Annotated in this window: 22 protein-coding genes; 12 read left to right on the forward strand and 10 right to left on the reverse strand. The window is 55.8% G+C overall.

The window, feature by feature from the left end:
• The first annotated feature begins 234 nt into the window (after positions 1 to 234).
• Together pyrD and zapC are read left to right on the forward strand one after the other, a co-directional pair.
• Positions 235 to 1,245, forward strand: coding sequence for a quinone-dependent dihydroorotate dehydrogenase (pyrD, locus tag M8318_RS19900; protein ID WP_106992610.1), 1,011 nt, complete (start codon positions 235 to 237; stop codon positions 1,243 to 1,245).
• 167 nt (positions 1,246 to 1,412) lie between these two features.
• Positions 1,413 to 1,949: a cell division protein ZapC gene (gene zapC, locus M8318_RS19905; RefSeq protein WP_166182042.1), complete on the forward strand. Its 537-nt coding sequence runs from the start codon at positions 1,413 to 1,415 to the stop codon at positions 1,947 to 1,949.
• Here the strand turns inward: zapC and M8318_RS19910 are convergent.
• Complete coding sequence (locus M8318_RS19910; protein WP_262664159.1) at positions 1,946 to 3,055, reverse strand: YcbX family protein; 1,110 nt, start codon at positions 3,053 to 3,055, stop codon at positions 1,946 to 1,948. The genes zapC and M8318_RS19910 overlap by 4 nt on opposite strands.
• 99 nt (positions 3,056 to 3,154) lie before the next feature.
• On the opposite strand from M8318_RS19910, the gene rlmKL reads away from it, so the two are divergent.
• From rlmKL to rmf, 6 genes are all read left to right on the forward strand, one after another.
• Entirely contained in the window at positions 3,155 to 5,263 is a 2,109-nt protein-coding gene (rlmKL, locus tag M8318_RS19915; protein WP_262664160.1) for a bifunctional 23S rRNA (guanine(2069)-N(7))-methyltransferase RlmK/23S rRNA (guanine(2445)-N(2))-methyltransferase RlmL, read from the forward strand.
• Between the two features lie 12 nt (positions 5,264 to 5,275).
• Positions 5,276 to 7,183 carry an ABC transporter ATP-binding protein gene (locus M8318_RS19920; protein WP_262664161.1) on the forward strand — a complete coding sequence of 636 codons (1,908 nt, stop codon included), beginning with the start codon at positions 5,276 to 5,278 and terminating at the stop codon, positions 7,181 to 7,183.
• A gap of 18 nt (positions 7,184 to 7,201) precedes the next feature.
• Positions 7,202 to 8,455, forward strand: coding sequence for a membrane integrity-associated transporter subunit PqiA (gene pqiA, locus M8318_RS19925; RefSeq protein ID WP_262664162.1), 1,254 nt, complete (start codon positions 7,202 to 7,204; stop codon positions 8,453 to 8,455).
• A gap of 4 nt (positions 8,456 to 8,459) precedes the next feature.
• The gene (gene pqiB, locus M8318_RS19930) at positions 8,460 to 10,097 is read left to right on the forward strand and encodes an intermembrane transport protein PqiB (protein WP_262664164.1); all 1,638 of its coding nucleotides are present in this window, start codon (positions 8,460 to 8,462) and stop codon (positions 10,095 to 10,097) included.
• The gene (pqiC, locus tag M8318_RS19935) at positions 10,097 to 10,660 is read left to right on the forward strand and encodes a membrane integrity-associated transporter subunit PqiC (RefSeq protein WP_262664166.1); all 564 of its coding nucleotides are present in this window, start codon (positions 10,097 to 10,099) and stop codon (positions 10,658 to 10,660) included. Before pqiB ends, pqiC begins: the two co-directional genes overlap by 1 nt.
• Before the next feature lie 254 nt (positions 10,661 to 10,914).
• A complete protein-coding gene (gene rmf, locus M8318_RS19940) occupies positions 10,915 to 11,082 on the forward strand; it encodes a ribosome modulation factor (RefSeq protein ID WP_032617397.1) in 168 nt (55 codons plus the stop codon).
• 73 nt (positions 11,083 to 11,155) lie between these two features.
• On the opposite strand, the gene fabA is transcribed toward rmf, so the two are convergent.
• Positions 11,156 to 11,674, reverse strand: a complete 519-nt coding sequence (fabA, locus tag M8318_RS19945; protein WP_000227926.1) for a bifunctional 3-hydroxydecanoyl-ACP dehydratase/trans-2-decenoyl-ACP isomerase — start codon at positions 11,672 to 11,674, stop codon at positions 11,156 to 11,158.
• 68 nt (positions 11,675 to 11,742) lie between these two features.
• A complete protein-coding gene (locus tag M8318_RS19950; protein WP_262664173.1) occupies positions 11,743 to 13,503 on the reverse strand; it encodes a Lon protease family protein in 1,761 nt (586 codons plus the stop codon).
• Between the two features lie 186 nt (positions 13,504 to 13,689).
• On the opposite strand from M8318_RS19950, the gene matP reads away from it, so the two are divergent.
• Entirely contained in the window at positions 13,690 to 14,145 is a 456-nt protein-coding gene (gene matP, locus M8318_RS19955) for a macrodomain Ter protein MatP (protein ID WP_106992620.1), read from the forward strand.
• A 66-nt stretch (positions 14,146 to 14,211) separates the two neighbouring features.
• Here matP and ompA read toward each other — a convergent pair whose 3' ends face one another.
• Both ompA and sulA read right to left on the reverse strand, forming a co-directional pair.
• Positions 14,212 to 15,267 (reverse strand): porin OmpA, encoded by a 1,056-nt coding sequence (gene ompA / locus M8318_RS19960; protein WP_166182048.1) that lies wholly within the window; start codon positions 15,265 to 15,267, stop codon positions 14,212 to 14,214.
• A 354-nt stretch (positions 15,268 to 15,621) separates the two neighbouring features.
• Positions 15,622 to 16,131 carry an SOS-induced cell division inhibitor SulA gene (gene sulA / locus M8318_RS19965; RefSeq protein WP_262664176.1) on the reverse strand — a complete coding sequence of 170 codons (510 nt, stop codon included), beginning with the start codon at positions 16,129 to 16,131 and terminating at the stop codon, positions 15,622 to 15,624.
• 217 nt (positions 16,132 to 16,348) lie between these two features.
• On the opposite strand from sulA, the gene M8318_RS19970 reads away from it, so the two are divergent.
• The gene (locus M8318_RS19970; protein WP_262664178.1) at positions 16,349 to 16,975 is read left to right on the forward strand and encodes a TfoX/Sxy family DNA transformation protein; all 627 of its coding nucleotides are present in this window, start codon (positions 16,349 to 16,351) and stop codon (positions 16,973 to 16,975) included.
• Here M8318_RS19970 and yccS read toward each other — a convergent pair.
• Together yccS and M8318_RS19980 are read right to left on the reverse strand one after the other, a co-directional pair.
• Positions 16,960 to 19,095, reverse strand: coding sequence for a YccS family putative transporter (yccS, locus tag M8318_RS19975; protein ID WP_262664179.1), 2,136 nt, complete (start codon positions 19,093 to 19,095; stop codon positions 16,960 to 16,962). The genes M8318_RS19970 and yccS overlap by 16 nt on opposite strands.
• 18 nt (positions 19,096 to 19,113) lie before the next feature.
• On the reverse strand, positions 19,114 to 19,560 hold the full coding sequence (locus tag M8318_RS19980; protein WP_106992625.1) for a YccF domain-containing protein: 447 nt from the start codon (positions 19,558 to 19,560) through the stop codon (positions 19,114 to 19,116).
• Positions 19,561 to 19,683: 123 nt separating this feature from the next.
• Between M8318_RS19980 and helD the strand changes: the two genes are divergently transcribed.
• On the forward strand, positions 19,684 to 21,738 hold the full coding sequence (helD, locus tag M8318_RS19985; RefSeq protein ID WP_106992626.1) for a DNA helicase IV: 2,055 nt from the start codon (positions 19,684 to 19,686) through the stop codon (positions 21,736 to 21,738).
• A 51-nt stretch (positions 21,739 to 21,789) separates the two neighbouring features.
• Here the strand turns inward: helD and mgsA are convergent, their stop codons facing one another.
• Both mgsA and csgI read right to left on the reverse strand, forming a co-directional pair.
• Complete coding sequence (mgsA, locus tag M8318_RS19990) at positions 21,790 to 22,248, reverse strand: methylglyoxal synthase (protein WP_106992627.1); 459 nt, start codon at positions 22,246 to 22,248, stop codon at positions 21,790 to 21,792.
• A gap of 79 nt (positions 22,249 to 22,327) precedes the next feature.
• The gene (csgI, locus tag M8318_RS19995; protein WP_106992628.1) at positions 22,328 to 22,990 is read right to left on the reverse strand and encodes a curli synthesis inhibitor; all 663 of its coding nucleotides are present in this window, start codon (positions 22,988 to 22,990) and stop codon (positions 22,328 to 22,330) included.
• A 171-nt stretch (positions 22,991 to 23,161) separates the two neighbouring features.
• On the opposite strand from csgI, the gene M8318_RS20000 reads away from it, so the two are divergent.
• Complete coding sequence (locus tag M8318_RS20000) at positions 23,162 to 23,575, forward strand: CoA-binding protein (RefSeq protein WP_106992629.1); 414 nt, start codon at positions 23,162 to 23,164, stop codon at positions 23,573 to 23,575.
• A 37-nt stretch (positions 23,576 to 23,612) separates the two neighbouring features.
• Here the strand turns inward: M8318_RS20000 and hspQ are convergent, their stop codons facing one another.
• Entirely contained in the window at positions 23,613 to 23,930 is a 318-nt protein-coding gene (gene hspQ, locus M8318_RS20005; protein ID WP_106992630.1) for a heat shock protein HspQ, read from the reverse strand.
• Positions 23,931 to 23,955: the final 25 nt, after the last annotated feature.

Raw genomic sequence — 23,955 nt, forward strand, 5'->3', positions numbered from 1 at the left:
ACCAATTATTTGCTTTTATCTAACATTGATAACATTTGTTGGCAGTGTGGCATCGCTGACTTATTCCACTAAATGATTTATCCGCAGAATAAATGCCAAAAAATGAATAAAGGAGGGGTGAAAAGTAAACGATTGCGTCTGGTGAGGTTTTTTTTGCCGCAGGTCAATTCCCTTTCCGGCTGCGATCGCTGATAATTCGGCCCCGGTTTGCACACCGGGAATCCAGGAGAGTTCATGTACTACCCCTTCGTTCGTAAAGCCCTTTTCCAGCTCGATCCTGAGCGCGCTCATGAATTTACATTCCAGCAGTTACGCCGTATTACGGGAACCCCGCTTGAAGCGCTGGTGCGCCAGAGAGTGATGGAGAAGCCGGTCACCTGCATGGGTTTAACCTTTAAGAACCCACTGGGTCTGGCGGCAGGGCTGGATAAAAACGGCGAGTGCATTGATGCACTGGGTGCGATGGGCTTTGGCTCTATCGAAATTGGCACCGTCACGCCACGTCCGCAGCCGGGTAACGACAAGCCGCGCCTGTTCCGCCTGGTGGAGGCCGAAGGGCTGATCAACCGCATGGGCTTTAATAACCTCGGCGTCGATCATCTGGTGGAGAATGTGAAGAAAGCCCATTTCGATGGCGTTCTGGGCATTAATATCGGCAAAAATAAAGACACGCCGGTCGAGCAGGGCAAAGATGACTACCTGATTTGCATGGAAAAAGTCTACGCCTACGCCGGGTATATTGCGGTGAATATCTCTTCACCTAACACCCCGGGCCTGCGTACCCTGCAATACGGTGAAGCGCTCGACGATTTATTACTCGCCATCAAGAATAAGCAAAATGAACTCCAGGCGAAGCACCATAAATATGTGCCGGTGGCCGTTAAAATTGCTCCGGATCTGACCGTGGAAGAGCTGGTACAGGTCGCCGACAGTTTAGTTCGGCATAATATTGATGGCGTTATTGCCACCAATACCACGCTCGATCGCTCTCTGGTTCAGGGAATGAAATATTGCGACGAAATGGGGGGCCTGAGCGGGCGTCCGGTGCAGTTAAAAAGCACCGAAATTATTCGTCGTCTGTCAGAAGAATTAAAGGGTCGACTGCCGATCATTGGCGTAGGCGGTATAGATTCAGTCATGGCCGCACGCGAGAAAATGGCGGCTGGCGCTTCGCTGGTGCAGATATATTCAGGCTTTATTTTCAAAGGCCCGCCGCTGATTAAAGAAATCGTTAATCATATCTAATCTTTTAGCATGACTGGCAACCAGGGCTTTATTTCCAGCTCTGGTTGTTTTATATTCCCGGACTGTTGCTTTATTAGACATTGTAGTCTTTGATTATTGCAGTTAAAAAAGCGAAGCGGCAATAAGGACTTTCTTAGGACAGGACGTTTCGGGAACGGGAGAGACAGATGCGAATTAAACCTGACGATAACTGGCGCTGGTATTTCTGTGACGAGCACGATCGCATGATGCTCGATCTGGCCAATGGTATGCTGTTTCGTTCGCGTTTTGCCCGCCGGATGTTAACCCCGGACGCCTTTGCCGATACCGGTTTTTGCGTCGATGATGCCGCCCTCTACTTCTCCTTTGAAGAAAAATGCCGCGACCTCGACCTGTCGAAAGAGCAACGCGCCGAGCTGGTGCTCAATGCGCTGGTGGCGATCCGCTTCCTCAAACCTCAGATGCCGAAAAGCTGGCACTTTCTTGCCCACAATGAGCGCTGGTCGCCGGTTACCGGTGATGCGGCGTGCGTCAGCCTGAGCGAGAGTGCAGAGCAGGTGAATTTGCTGGTGGTGGAGCCGGGCGATAATGCCGCGCTCTGTTTACTGGCGCAGCCGACGGTGACCATTGCCGGGCGCACCATGCAGTTGGGCGACCCGATTAAAGTGATGAATGACCGACTGAAACCACAGCCGGTCACCTTCAGCCTCGAGCAGGCCGTTTAGGCTTCCAGCTGTAACGCAGTTTTCGGTACGCAGCTGCAGCACAGAATTGTGCCGTCACTGCCGATAGCCGATTTCTTCAGCGCGCTCACTTCGCCTTCTACCAGCGTGATGCGACAGCATCCGCAGATCCCTGCCCGACAGGAATAAGGCACGCGAATACCGGCCTGTTCAAGCTGTTCCAGTAACACCTGCTGATTGTTACCGCGGATTGTCTGCCCTTGCCACTGGATGGTTACCGCCGTGGCGGGTTGCGTCTCCACCTCTGTCGCCTCTTCCTCAGCGCCTGCGCCGTAGATCCGCCCTGGCCCGGTGGAGAGGATCTCCACCTCGTCGCCCACGCGGATCACGCCGCTGGTGCGTGGGATCAGGTTCTGACCGAAATCCACATCGCCGTTATCCTGCGCGGTGCGGAAAGATTGCAGGGTTTTGAGTGGCTCACCGGCAGGGTGCTTCTGCCCCTTTTCCGGGCTGACGGTGGTAAAGATGCAGCGGCTGCAGGGTTTCACCACGTCAAAGAGCACGTCGCCGATGCGGATCACTTTCCAGGTGTCTTCTTCCCAGGCCGTTGCGCCGGTGACCACCAGATTCGGGCGAAACTGCTCCATCTGTACGCTCGCCGGGCAGCGCTTTTGCAGGTCGCGCAGCGAAGCGTCATTGGTGAGCAGGAACGGGAAGCCGTCGGCAAACGATAGTGGCACCGCGGCGAAATCTTTGACGCGTCGCGTCAATTCGGGCCCGACCCAGCGGAGCTGCACCGGGCGCGAAAAGAATTCGCTCATCCAGCGGTTGATCGCGTCCGGGGCGATACGGGCGGTAAAGTGGTTGCCCCACACTTCGGTAGGTGCATCCGCTGGCGCAAAATCGCTGAAGCGAACGATACTACTGGAACCGTCCGGCGCAGTGAGATGCAGACCATCCTGAACCGGAGCCGGAGTGAAGCGAACCATTTGCGGGAACTGGCGGGCGGTGATGAAGGTGCCGTCCGGTTCGGTGACCATAAAAATGCGATCGTAGGCAAAACCGCTGACGTCTGCGAAGGCATGCGTCAGCCCAATACCGCGCATGGATTTGACCGGATGAATGAAAAGCCTGGATAACGTTGCCACGGCACCGTCCCCTCAAATGAAAATAAGCCCTCAACTTTATGACATAGAGCCCAGATTGGCTATAATGCGCAGCAATTTTCTTAGAGTAAAAGTGACGATATGAATTCTCTGTTTGCCAGTACGGCCCGTGGGCTGGAAGAGCTGTTAAAAACTGAACTGGAAAGCCTGGGCGCGCAAGAGTGCCAGGTGGTTCAGGGTGGTGTCCATTTTCAGGGCGACACGCGGCTTATTTACCAGAGCCTGATGTGGAGTCGCCTGGCCTCACGCATCATGTTGCCGATGAGAGAGTGCAAGGTTTACAGCGATCTCGATCTTTATCTGGGCGTGCAGACGATTAACTGGACAGAGATTTTTGCCCCGGGAGCCACCTTTGCGGTGCACTTCAGCGGCCTGAACGAGGAGATCCGCAACAGCCAGTACGGCGCGTTGAAGGTGAAAGATGCCATCGTCGACAGCTTTACCCGTAAAAATCTGGAGCGCCCGAACGTCGATCGCGAAAACCCGGATCTGCGTATTAACGTGCGTCTGAATAAAGAGATCGCCAGTATCGCACTGGATCTGTGTGGTGAGGGCCTGCACCAGCGCGGCTACCGCGACCGGGCGGGTATCGCCCCGATCAAAGAGAACCTGGCCGCAGCCATTGTGATGCGTTCCGGCTGGCAGCCGGGTACGCCGATGCTCGATCCAATGTGCGGTTCCGGCACGCTGCTGATTGAAGCGGCTATGCTGGCGACCGACCGTGCTCCGGGGCTGCATCGTGGCCAGTGGGGCTTTAAGGGCTGGGCTCAGCACGACGAGGCGGTCTGGCAGGAGGTGAAAGCCGAAGCCCAGACCCGCGCCCGCGCAGGGCTGGCGGCTTATGAATCCCATTTCTACGGCTCTGACAGCGATAGCCGCGTGATTGAACGCGCGCGCAGCAACGCCCGTCGTGCCGGGATTGGCGATCTGGTCTCCTTTGAGGTGAAAGATGTCTCCCAGCTCACCAACCCGTTGCCGAAAGGCCCGTACGGGACGGTGATCAGCAACCCGCCTTACGGCGAACGTCTGGACAGCGAGCCGGCGCTGATTGCCCTGCACAGCCTGCTGGGTCGCACCATGAAAGATCTGTTTGGCGGCTGGAATCTCTCCCTGTTCAGCGCCTCGCCGGAGCTGCTGAGCTGCCTGCAGCTGCGCGCCGAGCGTCAGTTCAAGGCCAAAAACGGCCCGCTGGACTGCGTGCAGAAAAACTATCACCTGGCCGAGAAAGAAGCCGACAGCAAACCGGCCAGCATCGCGGAAGATTATGCCAACCGTCTGCGTAAGAACCTGAAGAAATTTGAAAAATGGGCGAAGCAGGAGGGCATTGAGTGCTATCGCCTGTATGACGCCGATCTGCCGGAATACAACGTGGCAGTCGACCGCTACGGCGAGTGGGTGGTGGTGCAGGAGTATGCTCCGCCAAAAACCGTCGATCCGCAGAAAGCGCGCCAGCGTATGCTGGATATCATCGCCGCCACCATCAATGTGCTGAACATCGCTCCGAACAAGCTGATCCTCAAGACCCGTGAGCGTCAGAAGGGTAAAAATCAGTACGAGAAGATGAACAGCAAGGGCGAGTTTATCGAAGTGGGCGAATACAACGCGCGCCTGTGGGTCAACCTGACCGACTACCTCGATACCGGCCTGTTCCTTGACCACCGTATTGCCCGTCGTATGCTGGGCCAGATGAGCAAAGGGAAAGACTTCCTGAACCTCTTCTCCTATACCGGCAGCGCCAGCGTCCATGCGGGTCTGGGTGGCGCGCGTACCACCACCACCGTGGATATGTCCCGCACCTATCTGGAGTGGGCAGAGCGCAACCTGCGTCTCAACGGCCTGACCGGCCGGGCGCACCGTCTGCTGCAGGCCGACGTGCTGGGCTGGCTGCGTGAATCGGATGAACAGTTCGATCTGATCTTTATCGATCCGCCGACCTTCTCCAACTCCAAACGCATGGAAGAGTCTTTTGATGTGCAGCGCGACCATCTGGCGCTGATGAAAGATCTGAAACGTATGCTGCGTAAAGGCGGCACCATCATGTTCTCGAACAACAAGCGCGGCTTCCGCATGGATCATGACGGGTTATCTGAACTGGGACTGAAAGCACAAGAGATCAGTCAAAAAACCCTGTCCCAGGATTTTGCCCGTAACCGTCAGATCCACAACTGCTGGCTGATCACCGCCGCCTGAAAGGAAAAGTAAATGTCATTAATTAGTATGCATGGCGCGTGGCTGTCATTCAGCGACGCTCCGCTTCTCGATAACGCAGAACTGCATATCGAAGATAACGAACGTGTCTGTCTGGTAGGCCGTAATGGCGCCGGTAAATCGACCCTGATGAAGATCCTGAATCGCGAGCAGGGGCTGGATGACGGGCGTATCGTTTACGAGCAGGACCTGGTGGTGGCGCGTCTGCAACAGGATCCGCCGCGTAACGTGCAGGGCAGCGTCTATGATTTCGTGGCCGAGGGGATCGCCGAGCAGGCGGAGTACCTGAAGGGATACCACGAGATCTCGCACCTGGTGATGACCGACCCGAGCACTAAAAACCTCAACGAGATGGCGCGTCTGCAGGAGCTGCTGGATCACCACGGTCTGTGGCAGCTGGAAAACCGCATCAACGAAGTGCTGGCGCAGTTAGGTCTGGAAGCTGACATGCCGCTGGCTTCCCTCTCCGGTGGCTGGCTGCGTAAGGCTGCGCTGGGCCGGGCGCTGGTCAGCGGGCCGAAAGTGCTGCTGCTCGATGAACCGACGAACCACCTGGATATCGAAACCATCGACTGGCTGGAAGGGTTCCTGAAAACCTTTGGCGGCACCATTATCTTTATCTCTCATGACCGTTCGTTTATTCGCAACATGGCGACCCGCATTGTCGATCTCGATCGCGGCAAGCTGGTGACCTATCCGGGCGATTACGACACTTACCTGCTGGAAAAAGAGGAAAACCTGCGCGTAGAAGAGCTGCAGAACGCCGAGTTCGACCGCAAGCTGGCCCAGGAAGAGGTGTGGATCCGTCAGGGCATCAAAGCCCGTCGTACCCGTAACGAAGGCCGCGTCCGTGCCCTGAAAGCGATGCGCCGTGAGCGCGGCGAGCGCCGTGAAGTGATGGGCAGCGCGAAGATGCAGGTCGAAGAGGCGAGCCGCTCCGGCAAAATCGTCTTTGAGATGGAAAACGTCAACTATCAGGTAGACGGCAAGGTACTGGTGAAGGACTTCTCCGCCCAAGTGCAGCGCGGGGACAAAATTGCCCTGATCGGCCCGAACGGCTGCGGGAAAACCACGCTGCTGAAGCTGATGCTTGATCAACTGAAAGCCGACAGCGGTCGCATCCACTGCGGAACGAAGCTGGAAGTGGCCTACTTCGACCAGCACCGTGCCGAACTGGACCCGGACAGAACGGTGATGGACAACCTCGCAGAAGGTAAGCAGGAAGTGATGGTGAACGGGAAACCGCGCCATGTGCTGGGCTATCTGCAGGACTTCCTGTTCCATCCAAAACGGGCCATGACCCCGGTTCGTGCCCTCTCCGGTGGGGAGCGTAACCGCCTGTTACTGGCACGTTTGTTCCTGAAACCCAGCAACCTGCTGATCCTCGATGAACCAACAAACGATCTTGATGTGGAAACGCTGGAACTTCTTGAAGAACTGATTGATAGTTATCAGGGAACGGTGATGCTGGTGAGCCACGATCGTCAGTTCGTGGACAATACCGTTACCGAATGCTGGATCTTCGAAGGTCAGGGCCGTATCGGACGCTATGTGGGCGGCTACCACGATGCCCGCGGACAGCAGGCGCAGTCGCTGGCGACAAAGCAGTCAAAAGCGAAGAGTGAAGCGGACGTTTCTGTAACCAAAGCAGAAACGGTCAAACGTAGCAGTAACAAACTAAGCTATAACCTTCAGCGCGAACTGGAAGGCTTGCCGCAGCGTCTGGAAGAGCTGGAAGCCAGTCTGGAAAGTTTGCAGGCTCAGGTGGCCGACGCGTCATTCTTTAGCCAGTCGCATGACCATACGCAAAAAGTGTTGGCCGATATGGCCCAGGCTGAGCGGGCGCTGGAAGAGGCATTTGAACGCTGGGAATATCTTGAGGCTCTGAAAAACGGCGCATAAGTTAAACATGGAGCCAGTATGTGTGAACATCACCATGCCGATCGGCATATTTTATGCTCCCAGTGTGACATGCTCGTGGCGCTACCCGCGCTCGAGCATGGGCACAAAGCGGCATGCCCGCGATGCGGGACAACGCTGACAACCAGGTGGGACGCGCCGCGGCAGCGTCCCACTGCTTATGCTATTGCTGCGCTGTTCATGCTGCTCCTTTCCAACCTCTTTCCCTTTATCTATATGAAAGTGGGGGGTATCACCAGCCAGGTGCATCTGCTGGAGATACCCGGCGTGATGTTCTCGGAAGATTACGCCAGTCTGGGCACCTTCTTTATGCTCTTCGTCCAGATCGTGCCGGCGTTTTGCCTGATGGTTATCCTGCTGCTCGTGAATCGCGTGCAGATGCCCAGGGCACTGAAAATCAGGCTGGCGCGGATCCTGTTCCAGCTAAAAAGCTGGGGGATGGCGGAGATTTTTCTTGCCGGGATCCTGGTGAGCTTTGTCAAGCTGATGGCCTACGGCGACGTGGGCGTTGGCAGCAGCTTTATTCCCTGGTGTCTCTATTGCGTATTGCAGCTGCGCGCGTTCCAGTGTGTGGACCGCCGCTGGGCATGGGACGATATCGCCCCGGCGCCGGTGCTGGCGCAAAAGCTGAAGGTCGGCGTCCCGGGGATCCACCAGAATCTGCGCCTGTGTGCCTGCTGTACGGCGATCCTCCCGGTCGACCAGCACGTCTGCCCGCGTTGCGAAACCAAAGGGCATGTGCGGCGTAAAAACAGTCTTCAGTGGACGATGGCGCTGCTCGTCACCTCGATCATGCTCTATCTCCCTGCCAACATCCTGCCGATTATGATCACCAATCTGCTGGGGGATGAAATGCCCTCGACCATCATGGCCGGGGTAGTTCTGCTGTGGGGTGAAGGGTCCTACCCGGTAGCATTAGTTATTTTTATCGCCAGTATCATGGTGCCGACGCTCAAAATGATTGCTATTGCCTGGCTCTGTTGGGATGCCAAAGGACACGGCAAGCGCGACAGCGAGCGGATGCATTTGATTTATGAAGTCGTCGAGTTTGTCGGACGCTGGTCAATGATCGACGTCTTCGTGATTGCCGTTCTGTCTGCCCTGGTGCGGATAGGGGGGCTGATGAGTATTTACCCCGCCATAGGGGCGCTTATGTTTGCACTGGTCGTTATTATGACCATGTTTGCGGCCATGACCTTCGATCCGCGTTTATCGTGGGATCGTGAGCCAGAGTCGAGCCATGAGGATGAGTAATAGCATGGAAAATAAGAGTGGAGAGGCGAAAGTGCAGAAGGTCAGAAACTGGTCGCCGGTGTGGATCTTCCCCATCGTGACCGCGCTGATCGGTGCCTGGATCCTGTTTTATCATTACAGCCATCAGGGGCCGGAAGTGACGCTGATCACCACTAACGCCGAGGGGATTGAGGGCGGTAAAACGACCATCAAAAGCCGCAGCGTGGATGTGGGGGTGGTCGAGAGTGCGACCCTGACCGATGACCTGACGCACGTTGAAATTAAAGCCCGCCTCAATGCTGGCATGGAGAAGCTGCTGCACGGCGACTCGGTGTTCTGGGTGGTGAAACCACAGGTGGGTCGTGAAGGCATTAGCGGCCTGGGCACGCTCCTTTCCGGGGCCTATATCGAGCTGCAGCCGGGGAAAAAGGGCTCCCAGCCGGGGCAGTATCAGCTACTGGACTCACCGCCGCTGGCACCGCCGGATGCGAAGGGTATTCGGGTGATCCTCGACAGTAAAAAAGCCGGACAGCTCAGCCCGGGCGATCCGGTGCTGTTCCGCGGCTATCGTGTGGGCTCGGTTGAAACCAGCACCTTTGATGCGACAAAACGCACCATCAGCTATCAGCTGTTTATCAATGCGCCAAATGATCGTCTGGTCACTGGCAACGTCCGCTTCTGGAAAGACAGCGGCATCGCCGTGGACTTAACCTCCGCGGGAATGCGTGTCGAGATGGGTTCACTCTCCACGCTGTTTGGCGGTGGGGTGAGCTTTGACGTGCCGGAAGGGATGGATCAGGGGCAGCCGGTGGCGCAAAAGACCGCCTTCAGACTGTATGACGATCAGAGGAGCATTCAGGATTCGCTCTATACCGACCATATCGACTATCTGATGTTCTTCAAGGATTCGGTCCGTGGCCTGCAGCCGGGAGCGCCGGTTGAATTCCGCGGCATCCGTCTCGGCACCGTCGGCAAGGTGCCGTTCTTCGCGCCGGGGATGCGTCAGATGCTGGATGACGATTTCCGTATTCCGGTGCTAATCCGCATCGAGCCGGAGCGTCTGATTAACCAGATTGGCGATACGCCTGATATCGCTCAGCACATTGAAGGGTTGATGAAGCGTGGCCTACGCGGTTCTCTCAAAACCGGTAATCTGGTGACCGGGGCGCTGTATGTGGATATGGACTTCTTCCCGAAAGAGCCGCCAGTCAAAGAGATCCGCGAGTTTTCAGGCTATAAAATCATCCCGACCGTGAGCAGTGGTCTGGCGCAGATCCAGCAGCGTCTGATGGAGACGCTGGATAAGATCAACAATCTGCCGCTTAACCCGATGATTGAGCAGGCCACCAATACGCTTAGCGAGAGCCAGGCGACGATGCGCCGTCTGCAGACCACGCTGGATAATCTCAACAATCTGACCGCCAGCCAGTCGATGCAGCAGCTGCCGCAGGACATGCAGAAGACGCTGCGTGAGCTTAACCGCAGTATGCAGGGCTTCCAGCCGGGTTCAGCAGCGTACAACAAGATGGTGGCGGATATGCAGCGCCTCGATCAGGTTCTGCGTGAACTGCAGCCGGTGCTGAAGACGCTGAACACCAAGAGCAACGCGCTGGTATTCGAAGCGAAAGACAAAAAGGACCCTGAGCCGAAGGGGGCTAAATAATGAAAAAGTGGCTAATGATCACCGCAGTGGCGCTCCTGACCGCCTGTAGCTCAGCAGAGAACAAAAGCTATTACCAGCTGCCTGTGGCCGCGCAGGCGGGCGGGCAAAGTGTGGCCAGTCAGGGGAACCGCCTGCTGTGGGTAGAGCAGGTGGCGGTTCCGGATTACCTGGCCGGTAATGGTGTGGTTTATCAAACCAGCGATGTGCAGTATGTCATCGCCAATAACAACCTGTGGGCCAGCCCGCTGGATCAGCAGCTGCGCAACACGCTGGTTGCCAATCTCGGCAGCCAGCTGCCGGGATGGGTGGTGGCGTCGCAGCCGCTGGGTAGCGACCAGGATACGCTCAACGTCAACGTGACCAACTTCCATGGTCGCTATGATGGCAGGGTGATTGTCAGTGGTGAATGGTTGCTGAATCATCAGGGCCACCTGATAAAGCGGCCTTTCCATCTGGAGTTAACCCAGCAAAAGGATGGTTATGATGAGATGGTGAAAGTGCTGGCACAGGGGTGGGCGCAGGAGTCCGCCAGTATTGCCAGAGAGATTTCTCGTCTGCCATAAGTAAAATTCATCGCACCAGGCCGCACTTAGCGTCACGCTAATTGCGGCTTTTTTTCGTTTTATGCTCAGGCCGTTACTTGTGCCGCATCACACTTTTTGTACAAATGAACTTCTGACCAGGTCACATTTATGACACTGGCGTGAATTTTGCGCATTGACGCTACGCGGGAATCAGGGTATTCGTTATCTGTGGTTGCATGTTTTGTAATCACTGTTTTCTTTTCCACCAGATCAAATAATGAGGGAAACGAGGCATGAAGAGACAGAAACGAGATCGCCTTGAAAGGGCTCATCAACGTGGTTATCAGGCTGGCATCGCCGGACGTTCTAAAGAAATGTGTCCCTATCAGACCATCAATCAAAGGTCGCAATGGTTAGGGGGCTGGCGAGAAGCCATCGGAGACAGGGCAGTACTTGCTTGATACCGTCTCTTTAAAAAAAGAAACCTCCGCAGTGCGGAGGTTTCGCTGTTTTATGCTTTGGTAAAAGCAAAAATCAGAATGCGGAAGTGTCCTGGAACAGACCCACTTTCAGGTCATTCGCCGTGTAGATCAGACGACCGTCGACCAGCACTTCGCCATCCGCCAGGCCCATGATCAGGCGACGGTTAACAATGCGTTTGAAGTGAATACGGTAGGTAACTTTTTTCGCGGTAGGCAGAACCTGACCGGTGAATTTCACTTCGCCAACGCCCAGGGCGCGGCCTTTGCCTTCTCCACCCAGCCAGCCGAGGTAGAAACCAACCAGCTGCCACATCGCGTCCAGACCCAGGCAGCCTGGCATCACTGGATCGCCAATAAAGTGGCAACCAAAGAACCACAGGTCTGGGTTGATATCGAGCTCTGCTTCTACGTAACCCTTATCGAAGTTGCCGCCGGTTTCCGTCATCTTAACGACACGGTCCATCATCAGCATGTTCGGGGCCGGTAACTGCGGGCCTTTCGCACCAAACAGTTCACCGCGACCAGAGGCAAGAAGATCTTCTTTTGTATAGGATTCGCGTTTATCTACCATGTTCTCAGTATGCCTTATTTTAGTGAAGGACGCAGGATAGCTAACACGTGTACGCTGAACAAGTCCGATCAGTTCGGCGTGAACCAGTTCAACCAGCGTAACGGCCAGGGATAACGATGGCGTGCTTCCTGCTGTGTTGCCTGCGCAATACGCTCCTGGATGCTGTGCATCAGCGTGTTCTGCCCTTCGGCATCCCACTCCAGGTTTGTCAGTAAGGGTAGCGCATCTGCGATATCTTCGATTGCCCAGAGGCTGAATTGGTCCTCTTCTACCGCGGTCAGCAGTTCCTGACTGAGGCTGAGGTGACGCACGTTCGGCAGGGGAATAATAACGCCCTGTTTACCGCTCAGTCCGCGCTGCTGGCAAACGGTAAAGAAGCCTTCAATTTTCTCATTCAGACCGCCGACCGGCTGCGCGCGACCAAACTGATCCACCGAACCGGTGATGGCAATGCTCTGATTCACCGGCACATCGGCCAGGGCACTGATTAATGCGCACAGTTCAGCCATCGAGGCGCTGTCGCCATCGACTTCACTGTAGGACTGCTCGAAGGTCAGCGAGGCGGTGAAGGGGATCTGCTGCTCAAGCTGCAGTTCCGACATCAGATAAGCCTGCATGATCATCATGCCCTTGGCGTGAATGTTCCCGCCCAGCTCGGCTTTACGTTCCACATCGATAAATTCACCGTCACCGATGTGCACGACGCAGCTGATGCGGGACGGCTCGCCAAAGGCGCGCGGATGACCCGGGAACTCAATCACCGACAGGGCATTGATCTGTCCGACGCGTTCACCTTCGGTTTCGACCAGGATCTGCTCCAGCAGGATCTCGTCCTGCATGCGATCGGCAAGGTAGCCTTCGCGCCACTCTCGCTGCACCAGCATCTGGGAGAGTTGTTCGCCGGTAATGGTGTCGTCTTCGGTCATGGCTGCGGCTTCACGCAGCTGCTTGCCAAGCCAGAGAGGACAAAGCGGCAGGGTCTCCTGATCGCCGGTGTAGCGTACCGCTTCGCGGATCAGCACCGGCCAGGCATCGGCTGCCGGGGTTGGCAACTGCGCGCGTTCGCAAACGGCATGCACCCACTGGAGCCATTGCAGCATATCTTCGGCATCCGCGATCTGCGTGCTGTCTTCAAACTCGCTGTAGACCACCTGATCGGCCAGCTCAGGTTCCATCTCCTGGAAATCGGCCAGCGCTTCGCGATCGCCAATCAGCAACACTTTCAGGGAGAGTGGCATAGAAGGCACAGCAACCGGAAGAGGGCGCGACTCATCATACGCCACCCAGTCGAAGCGCTGCTGGCTGACGCTGTTTTTCAGGCGCATCCACAGCAGAGGCTGGGCCAGAAGGGTGCGCAGCGAGATGAGCAGCACGCCGCCGTTGGCCTGATGCACCAGGCCAGGATGCAGGGTCAACTCGCCATTAAACTGGCGCAGGCAACCGAACAGTTGTTCTGCTTCTGTCCAGCCTGCCGGAACGATGCTGCCTGTGACCGCAAAACGGCCATCGGGTACGGTCGCCGGTTCAAAGGTGACAGTGTGTCCGCTGATGCGGTATTCACCCCCAAAGACCGTCCCGGTTTCTGGTTGCAGCTGCCGCATGGCATCCGCCAGAAGATTCAGGTACTCCGCTTCGTCTGGCGCTTTCAACAACATGAACGGTGAGGTTGCCCACGGGCTCAACACCTGCTCCATTGCGTAATGCAAACGGGGCTGTGTGTCACTGAGGATGTATTCGTGTTCTTTCGCGAGATCTGGCTGTGCAAACAGTTCCTGATAGCTTTCGGTATCCGGAACCAGGTCACGCCATGCAAGTTTCGTAATGGTCAAAGTTGATGTTTTTTAGTCAGAAGTAAAACGATGGAGTATACCGTAAGGCGCAGGCTCTGCCCATGAGGGAATGGGCGTTTCCGGAGATGAATGCATCGCCACGTATCACAGGATATGATTTCTTTTCAGCAGATTGCCAAAAAACTGATATTCTGAACACAGTTACACGGTCACACTGAGATCGCAATGAAATACCAACAACTGGAAAATCTCGAAAGCGGCTGGAAATGGAAGTATCTGGTCAAAAAACACCGTGAAGGGGAATTGATCACGTGCTACCTCGAAGCCAGTGCTGCAAAAGAAGCTGTAGATTTATTGCTGACCCTCGAAAACGAACCCATTCTGGTCAACGGCTGGATAGATAAACACATCAATCCGGCGCTACTGAACCGCATGAAGCAGACCATCCGTGCGCGGCGAAAACGGCATTTTAATGCTGAGCACCAGCATACGCGGAAGAAGTCGATCGATCTGGAGTTTATGGTCTGGCAACGTCTGGCCGGACTGGCCCAGCGCCGCGGAAAAACCCTGTCAGAAACTATCGTCCAGCTGATTGAAGATGCGGAACATAAAGAGAAGTACGCCAGTCAGATGTCGACCCTGAAAACCGATCTTCAGGCGCTGCTCTCCAGTAAGAAGTAGCGTTTACCTTTCCTTCAGGCAATAAAAAACCCCGCAACATGGCGGGGTTTTTTGTCAGACGATAACTTATGCCGCTGGCTGAGTTACAACGTCTTTGATGCCTTTAACTTCGATCTCTACGCGACGATCTGGTGCCAGGCAGTCGATCAGTGCAGCGCGAGGTTTCACGTTGTCACAGGTAGCACCGGTAACTGGGTTAGATTCGCCCATACCACGTGGGGAGATCTTGTTAGCTGGGATACCTTTAGAGATCAGGTAATCAACAACAGACTGAGCACGTTTCTCGGACAGACCCTGGTTGTAGGCGTCAGAACCGATACGGTCGGTGTAACCCAGAACAACTACGGAACCGTCTTTAGGATCCAGGTTGCTCAGCTGGGTGTACAGCTGATCCAGAGCCTGCTGGCCTTCTGGTTTCAGAGTTGATTTGTTGAAGTTGAACAGAACGTCAGACTTCAGAGTGAAGTGCTTGGTCTGTACTTCTGGAGCTGGAGCTGGAGCTGGAGCAACGATTGGCGCTGCTTCTTCCTGCTGGCCGAAACGGTAAGAAACACCTACGCTCAGCATGCCGTTGTCTGGACGAACACCAACGGTGTTGCCGTCGCCGATGTTGTTAACCCACTGGTATTCCAGACGGGTAGCAACGTCACGGGTCATTGCCCACTCAACGCCACCTGCGAATACTGGAGATACGCCAGTGTCATGGTCGTCGCCAGCGATGCTGTTGCTGGAGTCTGCACGCCATACCATGCCGCCCAGACGGGTGTAGATGTCTACAGCGTCATTTACTGGGTAGCCCAGTTTAGCAGTCAGCTGAACGCCCTGTGCTTTGAAAGCACCGTTAACGTTGTCACCTTTGTAAGGCATGCGGCCCAGCCAGTCGTAGCCCATTTCGAAACCAACGTACGGGTTAACCTGATAACCACCGAACGCGCCTGCGCCCAGCTGGCTTTCGTGAGTTGGGCCGTCGTTGTTCAGAGCGTCGTTATACCAGCCAGTGTCATGGAACTGAGACCAGCCCAGTTTGCCACCTGCATACCAGGTATTATCTTTCGGAGCGGCCTGCGCTACGGTAGCGAAACCTGCCAGTGCCACTGCAATCGCGATAGCTGTCTTTTTCATTTTTTGCGCCTCGTTATCATCCAAAAATCGCCATGAGAATCTCAATGAGAGTCACGGTTAAATCCTTCACCGGGGGGCGGGGACAAAGAGTAAAGCTACCGATATCTTCGGCTTAGGCCGAGCACCCCTGGCGATGTAAAGTCTACAACGTACCTGAAAACTTACAAGTGTGAACTCCGTCAGGCATATGAAAAAAAAAGTTTTGTATACACAATATTTAACATTTAGGGCGAAGTTTTAGGCGTGCTAAACTGGAGGAAGCCGCGGCAGACAAGACTTGTCGCGGCTTTTAGAAATGGAACCAACGGCGTACAGCGCTTGCAAAAAAAATTCCAGGAAAACTCTTATTTTTACTTAGTGATACAAATTTGAGTGAATTTTTAGCCCAGATAGGTGTCCGTTGCCCAGAGCATTCATCCGAACGGGACGCATAATAAAGCCCAATGCGTTACCTTCTTCTGCCGCTTCGGCCAGGCGATGTTGTTCCGTTTCGGTTAATTCTTCCGTAAACCAGCCAATCACCACGCTGTAATTGCCGGTACGCAATGCCCTCACCATAGATTCTACAGTATGGCAGGGATCCATCTGGCTAACCTGCATCACTTTGGTGAGCGGTAAACCTGCAGATTGCACCCATTCCCGACTCAATTTCTGCTGCGGCGTGAGCCACAGCTGCCAGCGAGACTGTTGACCAAGCTGCTGTAACAGCGGCAGCAATAACAGCTGCGTCATCATGGGCTGGTCTTCACGGTAAAGCACTTCACTGATCAACCCGGTAGACATGTAAGCAGCGGAACTCCGTGCACTTTTACCGGCGGAAGAAGAGAAAGTTGTGGAACGCTTTGCATAGCCTGAAGAGTACATAATCAATCCAGCCCTGTAGTTACTGTATGGATATACAGTAACCCCTGTACGTCTAAAGATCAACCTCAATTTCGGAAAGCTCCTCGCAAATTTGGGTTGTTATTCAGGCGGATTGAAAAATCATCTTGCCGTTCGATCATAAGTTACCTATTTTTTGACTAACGGATCCGTTAACCAATGACTTCACTATTACTGCATGATTTAAAAGGGAAATATCATGAAAAAGTTATCTTATGAACGGATCTATCAATCTACGAAATATCTTTCACCCCTTGGTGAAGTCCAGCATCGCGCCCTGTTTGGCGGGTACACCCTGGCGGTGGATGACGCGGTCTTTGCGATGGTATCAGACGGCGAGTTATACCTGCGCGCCTGTGAAGAGAGCGCACAGTATTGTGTCAAAAATAGGTCCTCTTACTTAACGCTGGTTAAAAGAGGGCGCCCGATTTTGCTCAATTATTACCGTGTCGATGAGGCGCTCTGGCAGGATCAGGATAAGTTTCTGCAGCTCTCCTCCTTTGCCCTGGAAGCCGCACGACGGGAGCGCCGCGAGCGGTACAAACGTGACAGGCTGAAAGATTTACCCAATCTCACCTTTCAACTTGAGATCCTGCTGAACGAAGCGGGCATCACCGACGAAGAGGCGTTACGCGCCCTCGGCGCCGAGCAGTGCTGGCTGAAGATCAGAGAACTTAACAGGCATCTGAGCTACAAGGTGCTGTTTGCGCTGGAGGGGGCCATCGTCGGGCTGCATGAAGCGGCGCTCCCGGAGATCAGACGCCAGGAGCTGGTGGAGTGGTACAAAAGGCTGCCCGTGGAGAACAGCCCTCACTCCGGCAGTTGATTAACATGCTGCTGTAATCGACAAATTTCTGGTAGCAACGCGATAAGCAGACCGATTTGCTGCAGCACTAACGGAGCTTTGCTCTCGGCACCCGGTTCAATATGCGAAATGCGTTGCGCCAGTTCGGACAAGGCCTGCTGAACACGAGGTTCATCCGCTGGACGTTGATGAAGCGCATCATCGACATAGCAAACGGCGTCATCAAGTAACGCCAGGATAGCCGGACTGGTCAGCCGCTCGCGGTGTGCGCCCAGGGCCGATATGTAGCTGGTAAAGGTGTGGTTCAGGCACAACAGGCGAAATGCGGCTTCGCGCGTTTCCGCTGTGGCCCGCGGCTCCGTGGACATGTTCGAGACCACCGATGCCAGCTCCGCATCGCGGTTGTAAGCGTCACGCCGGGCTATGCGATACGCCAGACGATTATCGCGGCCCTGATGATACTGCTCAAGAATGGCATCCAGATACCGGCAGTTGGCATTCATCGCCTGATCCAGCACCCGCGGCAGATTACGGAAGCGCCAGTCCGGCCAGATAAAGCTCACCGCGGCCCAGGCAATGGCACAGCCGATCAGGGTATCGATGATGCGCGGCAGAGCCACTTCAAAACCTTCCCCGAGCAGGTTGAAACAGAGCAACACCAGCAGGGTAATAAACATGGTGGCATGCGCGTACTGCACATTGCGAAACGCAAAAAACAGTACCCCGGTGATCACAATTAAGATCAGCTGGCCTTCCAGAGAGGGGACGAAGTAGAGGATGGGCAGCCCGATAGCGACCCCCACCAGCGTGCCGATAATACGCAGCGCCAGCCGGTGGCGGGTAGCATTGTAGTTGGGCTGGCAGACAAACAGACTGGTCAGCAAAATCCAGTAGCCATGGTTAAGCCCGGTTATCTGTATAAAGGCATAGCCAATGCAGAGTACCACCGACATTCGCACCGCATGGCGGAACAGGGCAGACTCCGGCGAAAAGTTGCGGCTTAAGCGCAGCCACATATCGCTGAAACCGTGCAGACTGTCGTCGGCCAGCTGGTTTTCCACATCATTGCGGGGCATGGCGAGCGCCTGCTCGGATTCGATGGTGGCGAGCTGGGCATCAATGGCGCGCAGGTTATTCAGCAGAAAACCCAGCGCTTTCATCTGTTCAGCAGAGGTCCCGCTGGCCTGGACGCGATCGAGAGCCGCATCCAGGTGTGTGAAGGCCCGCTCAAAACGCGGATCGTGCTGATAGGGGGTGCGCAGCAGGATGGATCGCGACAGCTGCTGGCAGGCCTGCGACTGCATGGACAACAGGCGCTGGAAGCGAAACATCACGTCGCTATAGCGAAACTTCTCGCGCAGATCGGCGTACTGAATATGCGAGGAGCTGGCGCGCTCGTGGATATCCTGCGCCACAAAGTAGTAGTGCAGGGTCCGGCGGGTGCCGCGCTGCCCGCGATCGCCGCGTAAACGAGTGAGCAGGGAGGCTTTGGTCTGGTTCAGCGTGGTCACCAGCTGGCCGTTCGCCAGCGCCAGATCGTACAGCGGTGCCTGACCGTCATCTTCAATATCCGGGTCAAAGAGCCGGGATTTGAGCTCCAGATAATGTGCCAGCTGCGCATAGCTGCGGGCCAGATTGTCCTGCAGCGGACGAATGGGAAAGATCAGGTGCCCGGCCAGAGTGAGCAGGTTATACCAGACCGCTCCCAGCAACAGGAGCACCGGCTGCTGATACCACTGGTCGTAAAGCGTCACCCCCAGCATGGTATAGATAGCAATCAGCAGCGCGCCAAAGGCGATGGTGGCGTAACGCTGTCCCAGACCACCCAGCAGGATAAAGACGCTGGTGGAGAGCATCAGCCCGAGGGCGAAAAGCCACGGCCACGGGAAGAGCAGTTCCACCGACGCCGAGGCGATAAAAAAGCAGATCAGCGTGATGACCAGATTGCGCAGCCGACCGGCGAGACGGTCATCCAGATCGGCCAGTGCCCCGGCCACGACGCCCAGCGTCAGCGGAATGGTCAGCTTCACGTCGCCCAGCCACCAGGGCAGGGCGGTGCTGCCACACAGGGCAATAAAGATCCTGACGTTATATAGCCAGGCGCTGTTGAGAGTGTAGCGGCGAAGCAGCGGGCTTAGCATGAGCGCTCGGGATCCTTGTTACGGAAAACGACGGCGGGCATTAGCTTCCCGCGCGGCGCGGGCCACTTCCACCGGGACGACCCGGCGTCCGACAGGCCACAGGGCGATGGCGGCAATTTTAAAATTGGCGAGCCCGACCGGGATCCCGATAAGCGTCAGACACTGGGCGATCCCCGCCGCAATGTGCATCAGACACAGCCACCAGCCGAAGAAGATCAGCCACACAATATTGAGCAGCGTCCCGCCGGTATTCAACAGCGCGTTTTTGCTGCCAGGCTCCAGCTCATCCACGTGAACCGCTTCATTACCGTACGGGACCAGCGAAAGTTTGGTGATCTCCCAGCAGGAGCGCGTCAGCGGCAGGGTGAAGATCAGCACCACGCTGATCAGCGTCGCCAGCAGCCATGAGAGCGTGGTGGCAAAACCACCCAGCACAAAATTCAAAATATTCAGAACGGTACGCATAAAACCTCAATTCTTTCCATAATGTTGAAGCCCTGCTGATTGTAACGTTTTTTTGCGCTGGAGCACCTGAAAACTGGCAGTTAAACTATCAGGCAATTATTCACGTCGTGGATCGGGCTGGACATGGAACTGAAAGCAACTTCGTTAGGCAAACGCCTGGCACAACATCCGTACGACAAAGTCGTTCTGCTTAACGCCGGGGTGAAAGTCTCCGGCGAACGCCACGAGTATCTCATTCCCTTCAACCAGCTGCTGGCCATTCACTGTAAGCGCGGCCTGGTCTGGGGCGAGCTGGAGTTTGTCCTGCCCGAAGAGAAAGTGGTGCGCCTGCACGGGACGGAGTGGGCGGAAACCCAGCGTTTTCACCACCATCTGAATACGCTCTGGCAGCAGTGGAGTGCTGAAATGAGCGAGGTGGCGGCGCAGGTGCTGCAAAATGCGCTGAATGACATTGCCACCAGCAACGCGCAAAACAGCTGGCTGACCCGGGAGAAAACGCTGGGCCTGCAGCAAAAAATCACCCAGGCGCTAGAGGCGCTCCCGCTGTCGGTCTCGCGGCTGGACGAGTTTGATAACTGTCGGGATGCCTGGCGTCAGTGCCAGGCCTGGCTGGAGGATATTGACCAGAGCCGGCTGGCGCATAACCAGGCCTGGACCACCGCCATGCTCAGCCAGTACGCCGACTTTTTTGCCGGTATTGAGTCATCGCCCCTGAACCCGGCCCAGGCCCGGGCGGTGGTAAACGGCGAGCAGTCGCTGCTGGTGCTGGCGGGGGCCGGCAGCGGCAAAACTTCAGTCCTGGTGGCGCGGGCAGGCTGGCTTCTCACCCGCAATGAAGCCGCTCCCGAGCAAATTCTGCTCCTGGCGTTTGGTCGCAAGGCAGCCCAGGAGATGGATGAGCGGATCGAGGCCCGGCTGCACACCCGCGACATTACCGCCAGAACCTTCCACTCCCTGGCCCTGCACATCATTCAGCAGGGAAGCAAAAAGGTGCCGGTCGTCAGCCAGCTGGAGAATGACACCGTTGCGCGGCAGCAAATTTTTATCGAGGCCTGGCAACAGCAGTGCAGCGAGAAAAAAGCGCAGGCTAAAGGCTGGCGTCAGTGGCTGGAAGAGGAGCTGGACTGGAGCGTGCCGGAAGGCAGTTTCTGGCAAAACGAAAAGCTGGCCCGCCGACTGGCTCCGCGGCTCGATCGCTGGGTGAGCCTGATGCGGATGCACGGCGGCGCGCAGGCCGAGATGATTGCCGGGGCACCCGAAGAGGTCCGGGCCCTGTTTTCTAAGCGGGTGAAGCTGATGGCCCCGCTGTTAAAAGCGTGGAAAACCGCTCTCAAGGATGAAAATGCCGTCGACTTTTCCGGGTTGATCCATCAGGCGATCGTTATTCTCGAAAAAGGCCGCTTTATCAGCCCGTGGAAGCACATTCTGGTGGATGAGTTTCAGGATATCTCTCCTCAGCGCGCGGCCCTGCTGGCGGCGCTGCGGGCGCAGAATAAACACACCACTCTCTTTGCCGTGGGGGATGACTGGCAGGCGATCTATCGCTTTAGCGGTGCTCAGCTGTCACTGACGACCGCGTTCCACCACTATTTTGGCGAAGGCGATCGCTGCGACCTCGACACCACCTACCGCTTCAATAACCGGATCGGTGAGATCGCCAACCGGTTTATCCAGCAGAACCCGCATCAGCTGGCAAAACCGTTAAACAGCCTGTCGGCCGGTGACAAAAAAGCGGTCACGCTGCTGGCAGAGGATCAGCTTGATGCTCTGCTGGATAAACTGAGCGGTTACGCCAGACCGGAGGAGCGCATTCTGGTGCTGGCGCGCTATCACCATCTTAAGCCCGCCAGCCTGGAGAAAGCCGCCACCCGTTGGCCGAAACTGCAGCTGGATTTTATGACCATTCATGCCAGCAAGGGCCAGCAGGCGGATTATGTGATCGTGGTGGGGTTGCAGGAAGGAAGCGATGGTTTCCCGGCCCCTGCGCGCGAATCGGTGATGGAACAGGCGTTGCTGCCTGCGGTAGAAGATTTTCCCGATGCCGAGGAGCGCCGGTTACTGTATGTGGCGATCACCCGTGCCCGTCACCGCGTCTGGCTGCTGTTTAATAAAGAACAGCCTTCGCGTTTTGTGGACATTTTGAAAAACATCGATGTGCCGGTAGCGCGGAAACCGTAGCGCGGAAACCGTAGGCCGGGTAAGGCGAAGCCGCCACCCGGCAGGAAACACTTACTTCAGACGCTCAGCCAGATAGCGCGGATAATCCGGGATCAGAATCTCCACCTGGTCGTTGAACTGCGGTGAGGCAATTATAAAGTCCGCCGTAGACAGGTTGGTGGCGACCGGGATATTCCACACCGTCGCCAGGCGCAGCAGCGCTTTAACGTCCGGGTCGTGCGGGACCGCATTCAGGGGATCCCAGAAGAAGATCAGCACATCAATCTTCCCTTCCGAAATCTGGGCGCCCACCTGCTGATCGCCGCCCAGTGGGCCGCTCAGCATGGCATTGACCTCAAGCCCGGTTTCGCGCTGGATCAGGTTACCGGTGGTCCCGGTGGCGGACAGCCGGTGTTTTTCCAGCAGGGATTTGTGACGCTGAACCCAGTTGAGCAGCATCTGTTTGCAGTGATCGTGCGCCACCAGCGCGATATGTTTGCGGTCTGGCAGGGTGCGAGTTGTGAGTTCCATAATCTCTATCCGTTAGTTAACTGGTTACAGATTACTGGAAGCGCCTGACGCTGCAAGAGAAAGGGCTAAAAAATGCGGCTCAGGACGAGGGTTGTTGCTTCGCCCACTGCAGAAATCGGTTACGGGTTTCGGGATCGGCCTGGGCAAACCAGTACTTGAGCCGCTGCTCGGTCAGATTCTGCGACTGCGGTGGCGGCATATCCAGCTCGGACACGCCGGATAACAGCGTGCTGTCATCGGCCATGGTGGTGGAAAATTGCGGTATCGAGGCGCTCTGACCGGCTTTGTTATAACGCTCGGTATCGTATTCATAGTTGACGCCCGATGGAGTATCGGTGATCGCCAGAATATCCAGCTTCACCGGAATCGGCGTCGCATCGCCATCCAGCAGTTCAATATGCGGTGAATGATCAAAAAGTTGCGACTCTTTTTCTGTTTCCAGCCGGGGAAGGCTAAAATTAACCTGACTGATACGTTGGGTGTTAAAGCTGGCGACCAGCGGAGGGGAGATATAGACCCGTTCTTCATGATTGCCGATGCGAATGGTCTTCTCTACCCGAAACACAATCTGATGGGGACCGTTGTCGAGCTCTATACTGTCCGCACCGCGCAGCAGTGAACTTGACACTTTTTTTCCGTCCAGCACCAGCAGGTCGATGTCCGTAGAGAGCCGCAGCGTTGTGGCAAAAACGCAAACCGGCATGAGCAGCGCAAACAGACTCCAGGCAATGCCGGTTTTCATAAAAAGCCCTCTTAAAAGACACATGCCACGAAGAATGTATCAAAATTTTTCTCTAATCATATTTACTAACATATAGACATAATCGGGCAATTTGCCCTCATGCAGACGTATGGGATGGCAGGTTGCGCTCACTGTATTGGTATTGAAGTTGAACACGCCAGGAGGAAATTCATGAAACAGAATGATATTGCTGAGATCCTTTCCACCACCCGAACCATCGCGCTGGTGGGGGCGAGTGACAAGCCCGATCGGCCGAGCTATCGGGTCATGAAATATCTGCTCGATCAGGGTTATCACGTGATCCCGGTCTCGCCTAAAGTGGCAGGCAAAACCTTGTTAGGCCAGCAGGGGTACGGCACCCTGGCGGAGGTACCGGAAAAAATCGATATGGTGGATGTGTTCCGTAATTCGGAAGCCGCCTGGGGTGTCGCGCAGGAAGCCATTGCGGTTGGGGCGAAAACCTTGTGGTTACAGCTTGGGGTGATTAATGAACAGGCGGCGGTGCTGGCGCGTGACGCGGGGATGAATGTGGTGATGGATCGCTGTCCGGCGATTGAGATCCCACGCCTGGGGATGGCGAAGTAATAAAAAACCCGGTCAGCCATCGGCTACCGGGTTCTCGTTAGTTACGCAGGCGCGGAGCCTGTAACTGTCTGCGGATCGTTTGCGCCAGTTCATCCATGGAAGGCTGTTCAGGGTGTTCATCCTGCTGCTCGCCACTTAGCTGGGCTTCGGCAAGATAGGTGTGCACGGCCTGGCCTTCGTCGTCTTCCATCACCACGTGGTACCAGGGGGCGGCGCGGAGTTCTGCGTTGACCGCCAGTTCATCCACTGACGGTTCATCGAGAGAATATTCCGGGTCGATATCCACGACCACGCCCAGGTATCCTAACAGGGAGTGGCGGACCTGCTGGCCGATACCGAATTTGCTGGCAATCATAGTCACCTCCCGGGAAACGTTACTT

Origin of the sequence: Leclercia tamurae (genome assembly GCF_025566055.1) — a bacterium.
In the GTDB taxonomy this organism is placed as follows: domain Bacteria; phylum Pseudomonadota; class Gammaproteobacteria; order Enterobacterales; family Enterobacteriaceae; genus Enterobacter; species Enterobacter tamurae.